The sequence below is a fragment of the uncultured Lentibacter sp. genome (assembly GCF_937123735.1).
GTDB lineage: Bacteria > Pseudomonadota > Alphaproteobacteria > Rhodobacterales > Rhodobacteraceae > Lentibacter.
The window spans coordinates 16,363-30,164 of the sequence record NZ_CAKZKL010000012.1 but is presented as its reverse complement, the minus strand read 5'-3'; the positions used below and the strand labels follow the sequence as shown (position 1 = coordinate 30,164).

The 13,802-nt window shown below is 60.8% G+C and carries 14 protein-coding genes and 1 tRNA gene; 9 read left to right on the top strand and 6 right to left on the bottom strand.

The window, feature by feature from the left end:
- Positions 1 to 45: 45 nt before the first annotated feature.
- Together hutU and Q0478_RS03690 are read right to left on the bottom strand one after the other, a co-directional pair.
- Complete coding sequence (gene hutU / locus Q0478_RS03695; protein ID WP_298676330.1) at positions 46 to 1,731, bottom strand: urocanate hydratase; 1,686 nt, start codon at positions 1,729 to 1,731, stop codon at positions 46 to 48.
- A 91-nt stretch (positions 1,732 to 1,822) separates the two neighbouring features.
- Positions 1,823 to 2,275, bottom strand: coding sequence for an Lrp/AsnC family transcriptional regulator (locus Q0478_RS03690; protein ID WP_298676328.1), 453 nt, complete (start codon positions 2,273 to 2,275; stop codon positions 1,823 to 1,825).
- 73 nt (positions 2,276 to 2,348) lie between these two features.
- Between Q0478_RS03690 and Q0478_RS03685 the strand changes: the two genes are divergently transcribed.
- The 3 genes from Q0478_RS03685 (at position 2,349) to Q0478_RS03675 (ending at position 4,508) form a co-directional block, all read left to right on the top strand.
- Positions 2,349 to 2,942: a LysE family translocator gene (locus tag Q0478_RS03685; protein ID WP_298676326.1), complete on the top strand. Its 594-nt coding sequence runs from the start codon at positions 2,349 to 2,351 to the stop codon at positions 2,940 to 2,942.
- An 87-nt stretch (positions 2,943 to 3,029) separates the two neighbouring features.
- Positions 3,030 to 3,437 (top strand): hypothetical protein, encoded by a 408-nt coding sequence (locus Q0478_RS03680; protein ID WP_298676325.1) that lies wholly within the window; start codon positions 3,030 to 3,032, stop codon positions 3,435 to 3,437.
- Between the two features lie 108 nt (positions 3,438 to 3,545).
- Entirely contained in the window at positions 3,546 to 4,508 is a 963-nt protein-coding gene (locus tag Q0478_RS03675) for an acetyl-CoA carboxylase carboxyltransferase subunit alpha (protein WP_298676323.1), read from the top strand.
- Between the two features lie 216 nt (positions 4,509 to 4,724).
- On the opposite strand, the gene Q0478_RS03670 is transcribed toward Q0478_RS03675, so the two are convergent.
- Together Q0478_RS03670 and Q0478_RS03665 are read right to left on the bottom strand one after the other, a co-directional pair.
- A complete protein-coding gene (locus Q0478_RS03670) occupies positions 4,725 to 5,378 on the bottom strand; it encodes a GntR family transcriptional regulator (RefSeq protein ID WP_298676321.1) in 654 nt (217 codons plus the stop codon).
- Between the two features lie 88 nt (positions 5,379 to 5,466).
- Positions 5,467 to 6,171: a M48 family metallopeptidase gene (locus tag Q0478_RS03665; protein WP_298676319.1), complete on the bottom strand. Its 705-nt coding sequence runs from the start codon at positions 6,169 to 6,171 to the stop codon at positions 5,467 to 5,469.
- A gap of 124 nt (positions 6,172 to 6,295) precedes the next feature.
- Between Q0478_RS03665 and Q0478_RS03660 the strand changes: the two genes are divergently transcribed.
- Together Q0478_RS03660 and Q0478_RS03655 are read left to right on the top strand one after the other, a co-directional pair.
- Positions 6,296 to 6,625: a TIGR02300 family protein gene (locus Q0478_RS03660; RefSeq protein ID WP_298676318.1), complete on the top strand. Its 330-nt coding sequence runs from the start codon at positions 6,296 to 6,298 to the stop codon at positions 6,623 to 6,625.
- Positions 6,626 to 6,723: 98 nt separating this feature from the next.
- Positions 6,724 to 6,799, top strand: a tRNA-Ala gene (locus Q0478_RS03655).
- A gap of 133 nt (positions 6,800 to 6,932) precedes the next feature.
- On the opposite strand, the gene Q0478_RS03650 is transcribed toward Q0478_RS03655, so the two are convergent.
- Positions 6,933 to 8,447 (bottom strand): malonyl-CoA synthase, encoded by a 1,515-nt coding sequence (locus Q0478_RS03650; RefSeq protein WP_298676316.1) that lies wholly within the window; start codon positions 8,445 to 8,447, stop codon positions 6,933 to 6,935.
- A gap of 118 nt (positions 8,448 to 8,565) precedes the next feature.
- On the bottom strand, positions 8,566 to 9,399 hold the full coding sequence (locus Q0478_RS03645) for a tryptophan 2,3-dioxygenase family protein (protein ID WP_298676314.1): 834 nt from the start codon (positions 9,397 to 9,399) through the stop codon (positions 8,566 to 8,568).
- 132 nt (positions 9,400 to 9,531) lie between these two features.
- Between Q0478_RS03645 and Q0478_RS03640 the strand changes: the two genes are divergently transcribed.
- Genes Q0478_RS03640 through Q0478_RS03625 form a run of 4 tightly spaced genes read left to right on the top strand, consistent with a single transcriptional unit; the run spans position 9,532 to position 13,788 of the window.
- Positions 9,532 to 11,829 carry a bifunctional salicylyl-CoA 5-hydroxylase/oxidoreductase gene (locus Q0478_RS03640; RefSeq protein WP_298676312.1) on the top strand — a complete coding sequence of 766 codons (2,298 nt, stop codon included), beginning with the start codon at positions 9,532 to 9,534 and terminating at the stop codon, positions 11,827 to 11,829.
- Complete coding sequence (locus Q0478_RS03635) at positions 11,826 to 12,545, top strand: SDR family NAD(P)-dependent oxidoreductase (RefSeq protein ID WP_298676310.1); 720 nt, start codon at positions 11,826 to 11,828, stop codon at positions 12,543 to 12,545. The genes Q0478_RS03640 and Q0478_RS03635 overlap by 4 nt, the downstream gene beginning before the upstream one ends.
- Positions 12,542 to 12,991, top strand: a complete 450-nt coding sequence (locus Q0478_RS03630; protein WP_298676308.1) for a MarR family transcriptional regulator — start codon at positions 12,542 to 12,544, stop codon at positions 12,989 to 12,991. The genes Q0478_RS03635 and Q0478_RS03630 overlap by 4 nt, the downstream gene beginning before the upstream one ends.
- Positions 12,988 to 13,788, top strand: coding sequence for an enoyl-CoA hydratase family protein (locus Q0478_RS03625; protein ID WP_298676306.1), 801 nt, complete (start codon positions 12,988 to 12,990; stop codon positions 13,786 to 13,788). Before Q0478_RS03630 ends, Q0478_RS03625 begins: the two co-directional genes overlap by 4 nt.
- Positions 13,789 to 13,802 lie beyond the last annotated feature (14 nt).

Sequence of the window (13,802 nt, the reverse complement as noted above, 5' to 3'; positions counted from 1 at the left end):
GTGCGCAATGAATGCGCACCCTACGGCAGTTTGACGCCGGGGGGCTTAGTTGCCCAAGATGCCCGGCAGGCGGAGGTTATTTTCACGCGCGCAGGCGAGCGCCTCTTCATAACCTGCATCAGCGTGACGCCAAACACCAGAGGCGGGGTCATTCCACAAGACACGCTCCAGCCGCTTGGCGGACTCGGGTGTGCCATCGGCGCAGATGACCACGCCGGAATGCTGGCTAAAGCCCATGCCGACACCGCCACCATGGTGCAGCGAGACCCATGTTGCGCCGGAGGCGGTGTTGACGAGTGCGTTGAGAAGCGGCCAATCTGAGACCGCATCAGAGCCGTCTTTCATCGCCTCGGTTTCGCGGTTGGGGCTTGCCACAGACCCAGAATCAAGATGATCGCGGCCAATAACGATGGGCGCTTTCAGCTCGCCATTGGCGACCATTTCGTTGAACGCCAGCCCGGCTTTGTGACGGTCGCCAAGACCGATCCAGCAGATGCGCGCGGGCAGGCCCTGAAAGGCGATACGCTCGCGGGCCATATCGAGCCAGTTGTGCAGGTGCGCGTTCTCGGGGAAGAGCTCTTTCATCTTCTGATCGGTTTTGTAGATGTCTTCAGGATCACCCGAGAGGGCCACCCAGCGGAACGGGCCAACGCCACGGCAGAAGAGCGGGCGGATATAGGCGGGCACGAAGCCGGGGAAGGCAAAGGCGTTTTCCAGCCCCTCGTCTTGGGCGACCTGACGGATGTTGTTGCCATAATCGAGCGTCGGGACACCATCGTTCCAGAAATCAACCATTGCCTTGACGTGGACCTTCATAGAGGCGCGGGCGGCTTTTTCGACGGCCTTCGGATCGCTCTCGCGCTTTTCGCGCCACTGGGCCATGCTCCAGCCCTGCGGCAGGTAGCCGTTGAGCGGATCATGCGCACTTGTTTGATCGGTGACGATATCGGGGCGGATGCCGCCCTGTTTCATGCGCGCGTGAATCTCGGCGAAGATATCGGCGGCGTTGCCCAGAAGGCCGACGGACTTGGCCTCGCCTGCGGCGGTCCAGCGGGTGATCATCTCTAGGGCGTCATCGAGCGTTTCGGCTTTCTCATCGAGGTATTTGGTGCGCAGGCGGAAATCGATGCTGTCAGGATTGCACTCCACCGCGAGGCAGCAGGCGCCCGCAAAGACAGCGGCGAGGGGCTGTGCACCGCCCATGCCGCCGAGACCGCCTGTGAGAATCCATTTGCCCTTGAGCGAGCCGCCATAGTGCTGGCGGCCGGCTTCGGCGAAGGTCTCGTAGGTGCCTTGCACGATGCCTTGTGTGCCGATGTAGATCCAGCTGCCAGCCGTCATCTGGCCATACATGGCGAGGCCCTTTTTATCGAGCTCGTTGAAGTGATCCCAATTGGCCCAATGGGGCACGAGATTGGAGTTGGCGATGAGGACGCGGGGGGCGTCCGCATGGGTTTTGACCACGGCAACGGGCTTGCCGGACTGGACGATCAGCGTTTCATCCTCTTCGAGCTGCTTGAGGCTCTCCACGATAATGTCAAAGTCGCGCCATGTGCGCGCGGCGCGGCCGATGCCGCCGTAGACCACCAGCTCATGCGGGTTTTCCGCCACATCGGGGTGCAGGTTGTTCATCAGCATCCGCAGGGGGGCTTCGGTCATCCAGCTTTTGGCTGTGAGCTTGGGGCCCGTGGGCGGGAAGATGTCACGGGCGTTTTTGCGCGGATCGCTCATGGGAGGGCTCCTTTGGGGCTTGGCTTGGAGCTTTGATATTATGTAGCTACATAATAAGTCAACGGAGTTTTCGCCACCCGGGCAGCGCCTGTCAGGCGCGCTCGTCTTTGGGAGAGCCCATAACAACATAGGAGGTGATGGCGCTGACCTGCGGCAGCGTGCCCAGAACGTCTGTGTGAAACGTCTTGTAAGCTGCCAGGCTCGCAGCCTCGACCCGCAGGATATATTCCACTGCGCCGGTAATATTATGACATTCTCGCACCTCGGGCGCATGGCTGATGGCGCGCTCAAACGCCTCCTGCGCAGCCTTGGTGTGCAGGTTCAGCCCAACCAAGACATAGGCTGTAAAGCCTGCGCCCATGGCCTGCGGATCAAGCACGGCACGGTAGCCCTTGATCACGCCGATCCGCTCCAACGTCGCCACGCGGCGCAAGCACGCCGATGGCGAAAGCCCGATGCGCTCGGCAAGCTCCAGATTGCTGATGCGGCCATTGCGGGTAAGCTCGCGCAATATCTTGCGGTCTGTCAGGTCAACTTGTGTCATAAGTTGCAAACTTATCCGCATATTGCTGTATTTTGCAATTTCAAACCGGGATACTTCGGCAATTATTGTGTTCATGTCTTATGATCTTCTCACAGCCCTTGTGCTCTTTGCCTTTGTCTCCTCGGCCACGCCGGGGCCAAACAACATGATGTTGCTCGCATCAGGCGCAAATTTCGGGTTTGTGCGCACCATCCCGCATATGCTGGGAATAGGGCTGGGCTTTGGCTTTATGATCTTTCTTGTCGGGCTGGGGCTCATGCAGGTTTTTGAGAGCCACCCTGCAAGCCGCACTGTCCTGACCGTGGTTTCGGTGATCTATATGGTTTGGCTGGCCTGGAAAATCGCGCATTCCGCTGCGCCCGAGGGCCACAAAGACAGCGGTGCCCCCCTCACCTTCCTTCAGGCCGCGGGATTTCAATGGGTAAACCCGAAAGCCTGGAGCATGGCACTGACAGCCATCACGCTCTACGCGGGCGACCGATCAGTTTGGGCTGTGGGCATTGTCGCGCTGGTGTTTGCGGCGGTGAATATTCCGTCCGTGAGCCTCTGGACTGTTCTGGGCCGCGAAATGCGCCGTTTTCTGACCTCGCCCCAAAGGCTGCGCAGCTTCAACTGGAGCATGGCGGGCCTGTTGCTGCTCTCGCTCTACCCGGTGCTGGCAGGGTAAATCCCAGAGGGTCGGGTTGATCTGCCTCAAGAAACACATTCCAATATCCACATACAATGCAAGGCCTGTATAAAATTGGAGAGTGATATGAGACCCTTGCTGATCGGATCCACCCTGGCGCTGATGCTGGCCCTTCCTGCTGCTGCCCAAGAGGCGCGCGAACTGTCTGCGCCGATCGTCGCGTTTACGCCCGTTATCAAGGCCAATGCTGATGCGCTTGAGCTCAGCACGGCCCAAAGGGCCGACCTGGCCAATTGGCTCGCGACAATGCCCGCAAAACGCAAAGCTCTGGAAGCCGAAGCCCTCGGGGCACGAGCCGCCCTGCGCGCCGCTATCGTGGCTGGCGCGCCGCAGGACGCGCGCAGAGCGCTCGCCGAGAAGATCGGCGCGCTGGAGGCGAAGCTTGTCATGGCCCGCTCAGGTTGCACCGACCATTGGCGCGAGACCCTCACCGAGGCGCAATTTGCCAAAATGCTGGAACTGGCCGCAATGTGATCTCTCAGAGCAAGCGGCGCCCAAGGCGCAAAGCCAGCGCCGCTTGCAGAGATTGCATTTACCCGGCAGAGCCGCCATATACTCGGCCAGACCTGTGCGGAGTGAGACATGACCAATTACCTCGATTTTGAAAAGCCCCTGGCCGAAATTGAAGGCAAAGCCGAAGAGCTGCGCGCCTTGGCCCGCCAGAGCGAGGGAATGGACGTTGAAACTGAAGCAAAGGCGCTGGATAAAAAGGCCGCCGATATGCTGGTCGCCATGTATAAAGACCTGACACCCTGGCGCAAATGCCAGGTCGCGCGCCACCCCGACCGGCCCCACTGCTCAGATTATATCCAGGCGCTCTTTACCGAATATACGCCGCTGGCCGGTGACCGAAACTTCGCAGATGATGCCGCCGTCATGGGCGGTCTGGCTCGATTTCAGGGTCAACCCGTCATGGTGATCGGCCATGAAAAAGGCAACGACACGAAAGGCCGCATCAAGCATAATTTCGGCATGGCGCGCCCCGAGGGCTACCGCAAGGCCGTCAGGCTGATCGAAATGGCGGGCAAGTTCGGCTTGCCTGTGGTGACACTGATCGACACGGCTGGCGCCTACCCCGGCAAAGGCGCAGAAGAACGCGGACAAAGCGAAGCCATTGCCCGCTCTACCGAGGCCTGCTTGCAAGCCTGCGTGCCGCTGATTTCAGTGATCATCGGCGAAGGCGGATCTGGCGGCGCGGTGGCCTTTGCCACGGGCGACAGGGTCGCCATGCTTGAACATTCCATCTACTCGGTGATCACCCCGGAAGGCTGTGCCTCGATCCTTTGGAAAGACGCGGAAAAAATGCGCGAAGCCGCAGAAGCCCTGCGCCTGACAGCGAGTGACCTCACGCAGCTTGGTGTGGTGGACCGGGTGATCAAAGAACCGCTGGGCGGCGCGCACCGCGACAAGGCGGCCACCATTAAGGCCGTGAAAGCCGCGCTGGCAGAGATGCTCAAGGAGCTGACCGGCAAAAGCGGAAAGAAGCTGATCGCCGAGCGGCGCAAGAAATATATCGACCTCGGCTCCAAGGGCCTTGCCGCCTGATCGCTGCACAGGCTGGGCCCGCCTCTTTTTCTTGCCAGAAATATCCCAGGGGGTTTGGGGGACTGGTCCCCCAAGGGATCGGATGGCCCGCAGGGCCATTCGAAATCGGCGAAAGATAGCTCGAATTTGCTGCGCAAATCCGATCCGGCGGGGGCCAGCCCCCGCACCCCCGAGGTATTTTTGACCAGAAGAAGCAGGGCGCGCACCGGGCTTGAGTCAGCTTGCCAGCAGCTTGAGGCCTTGGGTCACATCCGAGCGCACGGCAAGACGCAGGCCCGGTTCATCGCCCGCGCGCAGGGCCGCAACGATCGCGCGGTGAAATTGTGGCAGCTCGGTGCGTTGAAGGCGGCCATAAAGTGCTCGCATGGTAGGGCCAAGCTGAAGCCAGACCGTTTCGCACATGGCCAGCATCGCCGGAGCTTGGGCGCGCAAGTAGAGTGTGCGGTGGAATTCAAGATTGGTGCGGATATAGGCCACAGCGTCTTTATGGGCGATCGCTTCGGCGATGGTCCCATTGATGGTTTGCAGGCGCTCGATCAGCGCCATATGCGCACGCGGCAGCGCACGGCTGGCCAGCTCCACTTCAAGGAGCGCGCGCAGGGCGGCGAGCTCTTCGATGCGCTCGTTGGAGAGCTCAGGCGTGGCGACCCGGCCTGAGGAGGACATGAACAGCGCGCCCTCGGCCACGAGGCGCTGCACAGCCTCGCGCGCGGGGGTCATGGAGACATCAAATTCCCGCCCGATGCCGCGCAGGGTGAGCGCATGGGCGGGGGGCAGCTCGCCGTGCATGATACGGGTGCGCAACCCGCGATAGACTTTATCATGGGCTGAGGAGACATTCTCGCTGCGCGGGCTGACGAGCGGCGGCACAGGTTTGTGCGCGGGGGGGGGAGATTGGTCTTGCATCGGTTTTTGTGATCACAAAAACAGCTCTCTGTCAATGCTAGCGTTTTCCTGTTCAGCCTGCGAAGCGGTATTTGTGCAGCTCAGCGCCGTGGTGGCGCAGCCATTCGCGCGCGGAGCGGTAGGGGCCATAGAGCTCTTGCACACGGGCCCAAAAGGCTGCGGAATGGTTCATCTCGGCCAGGTGGGCAACTTCATGGGCGGCGACATAGCGCAGGATGTCAGGCGGGGCCATGACGAGCCTCCAGGAATACATCAGCGCACCTTTTGAGCTGCACGACCCCCAGCGTGAGCGGGTGTCGCGCAGGCTGAGGCTTGTGAAGGGGCGCCCGAGGAGGGCTGCATAATGATCGGAGGCGGCAGTCAGCCGATCGCGGGCGGCCTCCTTGAGAAACGCGGCCACCCGCGCGCCAGCGGCCTCGGGCCTGCCCGGCACCTCCAAGCCCTCTGCGACGAGACGGGGGCGGCGGCCCTGCCCCGGCAAAATGCGAATCATCTGGTCTTCTAGTGGCAAGAGGCTGCCAAGGCCTACGGGTTTCTCGGCATCAAAGCGGGCCACATGGCTGCGCAGCCAGGTGGCTTTTTCACGGATAAACCCGGTGGCTTCGGCCTCTGAGGCATGGTGCGGCAGGGTCAGGGTCACGCGCCCGTCAAGTTGAGAGACCCGCAAAGACAGCCGTTTGGCCTGTGCAGACCGCTTGAGATGCACTTCCACGCGCGTGACCCCGGGCGCATCGCTCTCCAGAACAAATTTGTTCATTCGGTTTTTCCTCGCTCTACACGCCTATGGCGGGGGGGCTTTGGGCGAAAGGCTTTGACACCCTGCCCGCGTTATGGCAGTTGGCGCGGATCACCGACAAGACCTGAATTGAAAGAGGTAATCCATGCCAAAGGAAGAATGGGGCATCAAACGGCTATGCCCAACCACTGGCAAGCGGTTTTACGACCTGAACAAGACCCCTTGTATCAGCCCTTACACGGGCGAGGTTGTCGAGTTTGACAACAACAAGAAGAGCCTTATTGCGGCGGATCAGGAAGATGCCGTGACGCTGAAGGCCAAAGAAGCGGAAGACGATCTTGAAGTCGATGTGCTTGAAGATGATGTTGACGTGGATCTCGACGACGATGATGTGCTGGAAGACGACGAGGATGATGACAACGTCTCGCTCGACGATCTGGCCGATGTTGCCGCCGAAGGCACAGACGACGACTGATTTTTCAGTCCGGAAGGCACGTTGGGGCGGATTTGGGCTTGATCCTGCCCGCCCCATTGAATAAGACCCGCGCAGTCACTGTTGTGACCCTTGGTTTTGGGGCATTAGCTCAGCTGGGAGAGCGCCTGCATGGCATGCAGGAGGTCAGCGGTTCGATCCCGCTATGCTCCACCAAAACCCTTTGTCTTCCAAAGAACTCCCAGCACCTGATGGCACGCGCAGGCGCTGACTTTACGCACCCAAGGGTGACGAGAAGTCAGAGCTTTGATCCGGCTATCTGCCGAGCATGGCTCTTGGCGGCTGTGGCCTAGGAGGTGAAAAGCCCGGCGTAGTCTTCGCGTAGGGTTTTCTTTTGAACTTTGCCCATGGTGTTGCGCGGGAGCTCGGGCAGAAGAATCAACTTCTGGGGATGTTTGAAGCGGGCCAGCGCTTGGGCGATATTGGCCTTGATGGCCTCGACATCGGGGGTGGTGCCCGGTTGCGGCACCAGAATCCCCACAACGGTTTCGCCAAAATCGGGGTGGGGCACGCCGATCACGGCGCTTTCCAGAACATCGTCCTGTGCATCGAGCAGAAGTTCGATCTCTTTGGGGTAAATGTTGTAGCCCCCTGAAATGATCAGGTCTTTGTTGCGCCCGACAATGCTGACATAGCCGTCGGCATCTATCTGGCCCAGGTCACCGGTGATGAAAAAACCGTCATCGCGCAGCTCTTCGGCGGTTTTCTCCGGCATCTTCCAGTAGCCTTTGAAGACATTCGGGCCGCGCACTTCGATCTGGCCGATCTCGCCCTGTGGCAGGCTCTCACCTGTGGTGCTGTCGGTGATTTTCAGCTCAACGCCTGCAAGCGGCAGGCCGACTGTTCCGGCGCGGCGGGGGCCGTCGTAGGGGTTGGAGGTGTTCATGTTGGTTTCGGTCATCCCGTAGCGTTCCAGAATGCCGTGGCCCGTGCGCGCTTCAAACTGAACATGGGTTTCGGCCAGCAACGGCGCGCTACCAGACACAAAAAGCCGCATATGCGCCACCAGATCCCGATCAAAGCGGGCATCCTCCAAAAGGCGGGTGTAGAAGGTGGGGACACCCATCAAGGTGCTGGCACGGGGCAAATTCTCGATCATGGCATCAAGGTTGAACGCGGGCAGGAATATCATCTGGCCGCCGGCCAACAGGGTAATGTTTGTGGCCACAAAAAGCCCGTGCGTGTGAAAGATCGGCAAGGCGTGCAAGAGCACATCCGCAGCTGTGAAGCGCCAGGCGTCTTTCAGCACCTCTGCGTTGGACAAGAGGTTGCCTTGTGTGAGCATGGCCCCCTTTGAGCGCCCGGTTGTGCCCGATGTATAGAGAAAGGCTGCCAGGTCATCCTCCTGGCGCGCCACCGTGGCAAAGCTGCGCGGCTGGCTGCGGGCCTTATCGGCAAAAGAGCCTGTGCCCTGTGCGCTCAGGCTTTCCAGCTGTGCGCCAGCCATGGCCGCAACGGGCGCAAGGACCTCGGTTTTCGTCGGATCGCAGAGCAGGATCTCGGCGCCGCTGTTTTGCACAAAATAGGCCAGCTCATCGGCGGTGTAAGCGGTGTTGAGTGGCAGAAAAATGAGCCCTGCCTGCGCGCAGGCGGCATAGACAGCCAGCGCCTCGGGGGATTTGGCGAGCTGCACCGCGACGCGGCTGCCCGGGGTCAGGCCCAGCTCGGTGAGCAAACCGGCATATTGCGCCGCTTGCTCCAGAAACGCTGCATAGGTGACAACCCCACCATCGGGAAGCTGCAAGAACACCGCCGCACTTTGCGCGTGCTTGCCAAAAAGGGTGTCATAGAGCGGGTTGGCCATGGTGCTGATCCTCGGGCTTGGGCGGTGCTATGTGCTGTGGCACCGCGATTTGCAGCTTGTTGTCTACAGCCACGCCGCCCCTGTCAACAGCCACGACCCGCACCTAAGGGTCCTTGCGCTAGAGCGCGCCGCGCAGGTTCCAGAGCTCGGGGAAAAGCTCGACCTCCAGCATCTTACGCAGGTATTGGACACCACTTGTGCCGCCTGTGCCGCGCTTGAAGCCTATGATCCGCTCAACGGTTGTGACGTGGTTAAAGCGCCAGCGGCGGAAGTAATCCTCCAGATCGACCAGCTTTTCAGCCAGCTCGTAGAGCGACCAATACTTTGATGGGTCTTGGTAGACCTTGAGCCACGCAGCCTCCACGGCCGCGTCGGCCTTGTGCGGCGCGCGCAGGCGGAAGACCTCGGGGGCGAAGCTTGCGCCTGTTTCGGCGGCGAGATTGTGCAATGCAACATGATAAAGCGAGGGGCGGGCCAGCTCTTTTTCCAAGAGCTGGTGCAGCTCCGGGCGGTGCTCGTGCACTTTCATCAAGTTTTCGTTGCGGTTGCCGAGCACATATTCGACGAGCCGGTATTGGTGCGACTGAAAGCCCGAAGAGCGGCCCAGCGTTTCGCGGAATGTGGTGTAGTCAGACGGGGTCATGGTGCGCAGAACGTCCCATGCGGAGTTGAGCTGGTCAAAGATACGGCTGAGGCGCGCGCACATTTTGAATGCGGGGTCATAACTCCCCTTCTCCAGCAGCGCGCGGGCAGCGGAGGCCTCGTGCAGCGCGAGCTTCATCCAGAGTTCGCTTGTCTGATGCTGGATGATGAAGAGCATCTCGTCATGGGCCGTCGAGAGCGGCGTTTGCGCACTCAGGATCGCGTCCATGTGCAGGTAATCGCCATAGCTCATGTCGCGGGCGAAAGACATTTGCGCACCGTCTGTCTCGGGGTTGTAGCTGTCGCTCATGTTCTGGCTCTCCGGGTTTGAGGCAAGCGTATTTCTGCGGCGCAACAATTTCAAGCTTAAAGGTTTAGGCTTGAAATATATAGACACCTGCGCGAAGCTTGGTCGGAACGGACACGGAATCGGGGAGATGTCATGCGTGTAGCCTGTTTGGGAGGCGGCCCTGCGGGGCTTTACTTCGCGATCTCCATGAAGCTGCGCGACCCCGCGCATGAGGTTGTCGTCTTCGAGCGCAACAAGGCGGATGACACTTTTGGCTGGGGCGTTGTCCTCTCAGATGATGCGCTGTCAAACATGCAAGAAAATGACCCGCAATCGGCCGAGGCGATCCGCGCGAATTTTGCCTATTGGGACGATATCGCCGTGGTGCAGGACGGCGTGCGCACGGTTTCGGGCGGACATGGCTTTGCCGGGATCGGCCGCAAGAAAATGCTGCTTTTGCTCCAGGAGCGCGCGCGGGAGCTGGGCGTGGACATGCGCTTTGAAAGCGTGGTCGGCCCTGTGGAGGACTACAAGGACGACTATGATATTGTGGTGGCTTGCGATGGCATCAACTCGGCGGTGCGCACGGCCTGGGCCGCGCATTTCAAGCCCGATATTGACATCCGCCAGTGCAAGTTTGTCTGGCTGGGCACGCATCAGAAGTTTGACGATGCCTTCACCTTCATTTTCGAGAAGACAGAGCACGGCTGGGTCTGGGTCCATGCCTATCAGTTTGATGAAGATACGGCGACTATGATTGTCGAGTGTCAGCAGGACACATGGGACAAGTTCAGCTTTGAAGGCATGAGCAAGGAAGAGATCATCGCCACTTGCGAGACGATTTTTGCGGCGCATCTGGGCGGGCACAAGCTTATGTCCAACGCCGACCATTTGCGCGGCTCGGCTGTGTTTATGAACTTCCCACGGGTGCTGTGTGAAAAGTGGCATCACGAGAATGTCGTGCTTTTGGGCGATGCTTCGGCGACGGCGCATTTCTCCATCGGCTCCGGCTCGCGGCTGGCGTTTGACTCAGCGATTGCGCTGGCACAACTGCTCCATGAAGAGGACGATATGGAGCGCGCCTTTGCGCGCTATCAGAGCGAGCGGCGGCTGGAGGTTTTGAAGCTGCAATCGGCGGCGCGCAACTCGCTGGAGTGGTTTGAGGAAGTCGAGCGCTACCTTGATATGCACCCGGTGCAGTTCAACTACTCCTTGCTCACCCGCAGCCAGCGGATCAGCCACGAAAACCTGCGCCTGCGCGACCCTGACTGGCTGGCGAGCGCGGAAAAATGGTTTCAGACTCAGGCGGGCGCGCCGGCGGATGCGCCTGCGCGCGCGCCGATGTTTGCGCCCTTTCAGTTGCGTGACATGCGGCTTGCGAACCGGATCGTGGTGAGCCCGATGGCGCAGTATAAGGCAGAAGACGGCTGCCCGACCGACTGGCATTTTGTGCATTACGCCGAGCGCGCCAAGGGCGGTGCGGGGTTGGTCTTTACCGAGATGACCTGTGTGAGCGCTGAAGGGCGGATTACCCCCGGCTGCCCCGGGCTTTATGCGCCCGAGCATGAGGCCGCTTGGAAGCGGCTCGTGGAGTTTGTGCACGCGGAGACGGAGGCAAAGATCTGCTGCCAGATCGGCCATTCGGGGCGCAAGGGCTCCACACGGATCGGCTGGGAGGGGATGGATGCACCGCTGACAAGCGGCAACTGGGAGACGATGAGCGCCTCAGCTGTGGCTTGGTCCGCCCAGAACGCTGTGCCCCGCGAGATCAGCCGCGCTGAGATGGACAGGGTGCGGGACGAGTTTGTGCGCGCCGCGGAAATGGCTGCGCGCGCCGGGTTTGACATGATCGAGCTGCACGCGGCGCATGGGTATCTGCTGTCGTCGTTCATTTCACCCGCTTCGAACTTGCGGACAGATGCGTATGGCGGCAGCCTTGAGAACAGGATGCGCTATCCTTTGGAAGTCTTTGCGGCAATGCGGGCTGTTTGGCCTGCGGGCAAGCCAATGTCGGCGCGGATTTCGGCCAATGACTGGCTGGGCGAAGACGGCGTGACGCCTGACGAGGCGGTCAAGATTGCGGCCATGTTCGGCGCGGCCGGAGCGGATTTGATTGATGTCTCGGCAGGGCAAACGAGCGTTGCGGCGCGGCCTGTTTACGGGCGCATGTTTCAGACACCGTTTTCCGACCGTATCCGCAACGAAGCGGGACTAAAGACCATGGCTGTGGGCAATATCTATGAGGCGGACCATGCCAATTCGATCCTCATGGCGGGGCGGGCTGACCTTGTCGCCCTTGGGCGCCCGCATCTGGCAGACCCCTACTGGGCGCTGCATGAGGCGGCCAAGATCGGCGACCGCGCCGCAAACTGGCCCCTGCCCTATGATGCGGGGCGCGAACAGCTTTGGCGGCTGGCAGACAGGGAGGCCGAAAAGGTGGGCAAGATATGAGACGGGTTCTGGTGACAGGGGGCGGATCGGGGATCGGCCGTGCGATTGCGCAAGCCTTTGCCAAGGCGGGCGAGGATGTGACCATCACCGGCCGGCGAGAAGACGCGCTGAAGGAGACGGACGGTGGCCGGGGGATGCGCTGTGTAACGGCGGATATCACGGATGAGAGCGCTGTTAAGGCGTTGTTTGAGACACCCTTTGATGTGGTTGTGGCCAATGCGGGGATGGGGCGCGCCGCGCCGCTGACCGAGGTGAGCCTTGAGGAGTGGAACGAGACGCTGGCTGTGAACCTGACAGGCACGTTTCTGACCTTTCGCGAGGCGCTGCGGCAGATGCCAGAAGGCGGGCGGCTGATTGCGATTGCCTCGACGCAAGCGTTGCGCGGAGGCGCGAGGGTTTCGGCTTATTCTGCGTCAAAGCATGGCGTTTTGGGGCTGGTGCGCTCGGTGGCGCAGGAGGTGGCGAAGAAGGGCATCACCTGCAACGCAATATGCCCCGGGTTTGTTGACACGCCAATGGCGGAAGGCGCTGTGCAGAGTGTGATGGCGGCGCGCGGGATTGAAAGGGCTGCGGCGCAAAAACTGATCGTTGCGAGCAACCCTATCGGACGGATGATCGCCACCGAGGAGGTGGCGAGCGCGGCGCTGTATCTGGCCTCTGAAGGCGCGGCCATGGTGAACGGCCATGCGCTGAGTGTTTCGGGGGGCGAGATATGAGTGCGGCGAGCAAAGCGCGCCTTCGGCTCTGGCTGCGGCTTTTGAAGGCGTCCAAGCTGATAGAAAGCGAATTGCGCGAGCGGATGCGGCGCGATCTGGACACGACCCTGCCACGCTTTGATGTGATGGCTGCGCTGAGCCGCAACCCTGAGGGGCTGAAGATGTCGCAGCTCTCGGGTGTGCTCAGGGTTTCAAACGGGAATGTCACCGGGATTGTCGAGCGGCTTGTCGAAGACGGGATCGTGCAGCGCGAGGCTGTGGCGGGCGACAGGCGGGCGTTTCTTGTGAAACTCACCGAGGCGGGGCGGGGCGAATTTGGCCGCCAAGCGGACGCACATGAAGGCTGGATTGACGGGCTTTTGAGCGATGTAGAGACTGAGCGCGCCGAGCGACTGGCCACGCTTCTGGCCGAGGTGGCGGCGCATTTGGAAGAGGAAAAGCGATGAGAACCGATGTGAAGCACTTTCGCTGTGATGTGAAAGACGGGGTGGCGACCGTGGCGCTTGACCGCCCCGAGCGCAAGAACCCGCTGACCTTTGAGAGCTATGCCGAGCTGCGCGACTGGTTTCGCGACCTTGTTTATGACGAGGAGGTGAAGGCTGTTGTCTTTGCCTCCAATGGCGGCAATTTCTCCTCTGGTGGCGATGTGCATGACATCATCGGGCCGCTCACGAAGATGAGCATGAAGGAGCTTTTGAACTTCACCCGTATGACGGGCGATCTTGTGAAGGCGATTGTGAATTGTGGGCGGCCTGTAATTGCGGCGATTGACGGGGTCTGTGTGGGCGCGGGAGCGATTATTGCGATGGCGTCGGACCTGCGTATTGCCACGCCTGAGGCCAAGGTTGCCTTTCTCTTCACCCGCGTGGGGCTTGCGGGATGTGACATGGGCGCTTGTGCGATACTCCCGAGGATTATCGGCCAGGGGCGCGCGGCAGAGTTATTGTATACGGGGCGCAGCATGAGCGCCGAGGAGGGCCACGCCTGGGGCTTTCACAACAAGCTCGTTGCGGCGGAGGCGCTCGCGACAGAGGCGCAAGACTGGGCCGCGCGGCTCGCCGCCGGGCCGGGCTTTGGCCACATGATGACCAAGACGATGTTGGCGCAGGAATGGTCCATGTCGATCGAGCAGGCAATTGAGGCGGAGGCGCAGGCACAGGCGATATGTATGCAGACGGGTGATTTTGAGCGGGCATATAAGGCGTTTGTGGCCAAGGAACGCCCTGTATTTGAAGGGGATTGAGCGTGGCAACTGTG

What these genes read in the sequence shown, in the direction of transcription:
- Q0478_RS03685 (WP_298676326.1), top strand. Translation starts at nt 2,349, where the DNA reads ATGTCTTATGATCTTCTCACAGCCCTTGTGCTCTTTGCCTTTGTCTCC.
- Q0478_RS03640 (WP_298676312.1), top strand. Translation starts at nt 9,532, where the DNA reads ATGCGTGTAGCCTGTTTGGGAGGCGGCCCTGCGGGGCTTTACTTCGCG.
- Q0478_RS03680 (WP_298676325.1), top strand. Translation starts at nt 3,030, where the DNA reads ATGAGACCCTTGCTGATCGGATCCACCCTGGCGCTGATGCTGGCCCTT.
- Q0478_RS03630 (WP_298676308.1), top strand. Translation starts at nt 12,542, where the DNA reads ATGAGTGCGGCGAGCAAAGCGCGCCTTCGGCTCTGGCTGCGGCTTTTG.
- Q0478_RS03645 (WP_298676314.1), bottom strand. Translation starts at nt 9,399, where the DNA reads ATGAGCGACAGCTACAACCCCGAGACAGACGGTGCGCAAATGTCTTTC.
- Q0478_RS03660 (WP_298676318.1), top strand. Translation starts at nt 6,296, where the DNA reads ATGCCAAAGGAAGAATGGGGCATCAAACGGCTATGCCCAACCACTGGC.
- Q0478_RS03675 (WP_298676323.1), top strand. Translation starts at nt 3,546, where the DNA reads ATGACCAATTACCTCGATTTTGAAAAGCCCCTGGCCGAAATTGAAGGC.
- Q0478_RS03665 (WP_298676319.1), bottom strand. Translation starts at nt 6,171, where the DNA reads ATGAACAAATTTGTTCTGGAGAGCGATGCGCCCGGGGTCACGCGCGTG.
- hutU (WP_298676330.1), bottom strand. Translation starts at nt 1,731, where the DNA reads ATGAGCGATCCGCGCAAAAACGCCCGTGACATCTTCCCGCCCACGGGC.
- Q0478_RS03650 (WP_298676316.1), bottom strand. Translation starts at nt 8,447, where the DNA reads ATGGCCAACCCGCTCTATGACACCCTTTTTGGCAAGCACGCGCAAAGT.
- Q0478_RS03635 (WP_298676310.1), top strand. Translation starts at nt 11,826, where the DNA reads ATGAGACGGGTTCTGGTGACAGGGGGCGGATCGGGGATCGGCCGTGCG.
- Q0478_RS03625 (WP_298676306.1), top strand. Translation starts at nt 12,988, where the DNA reads ATGAGAACCGATGTGAAGCACTTTCGCTGTGATGTGAAAGACGGGGTG.
- Q0478_RS03690 (WP_298676328.1), bottom strand. Translation starts at nt 2,275, where the DNA reads ATGACACAAGTTGACCTGACAGACCGCAAGATATTGCGCGAGCTTACC.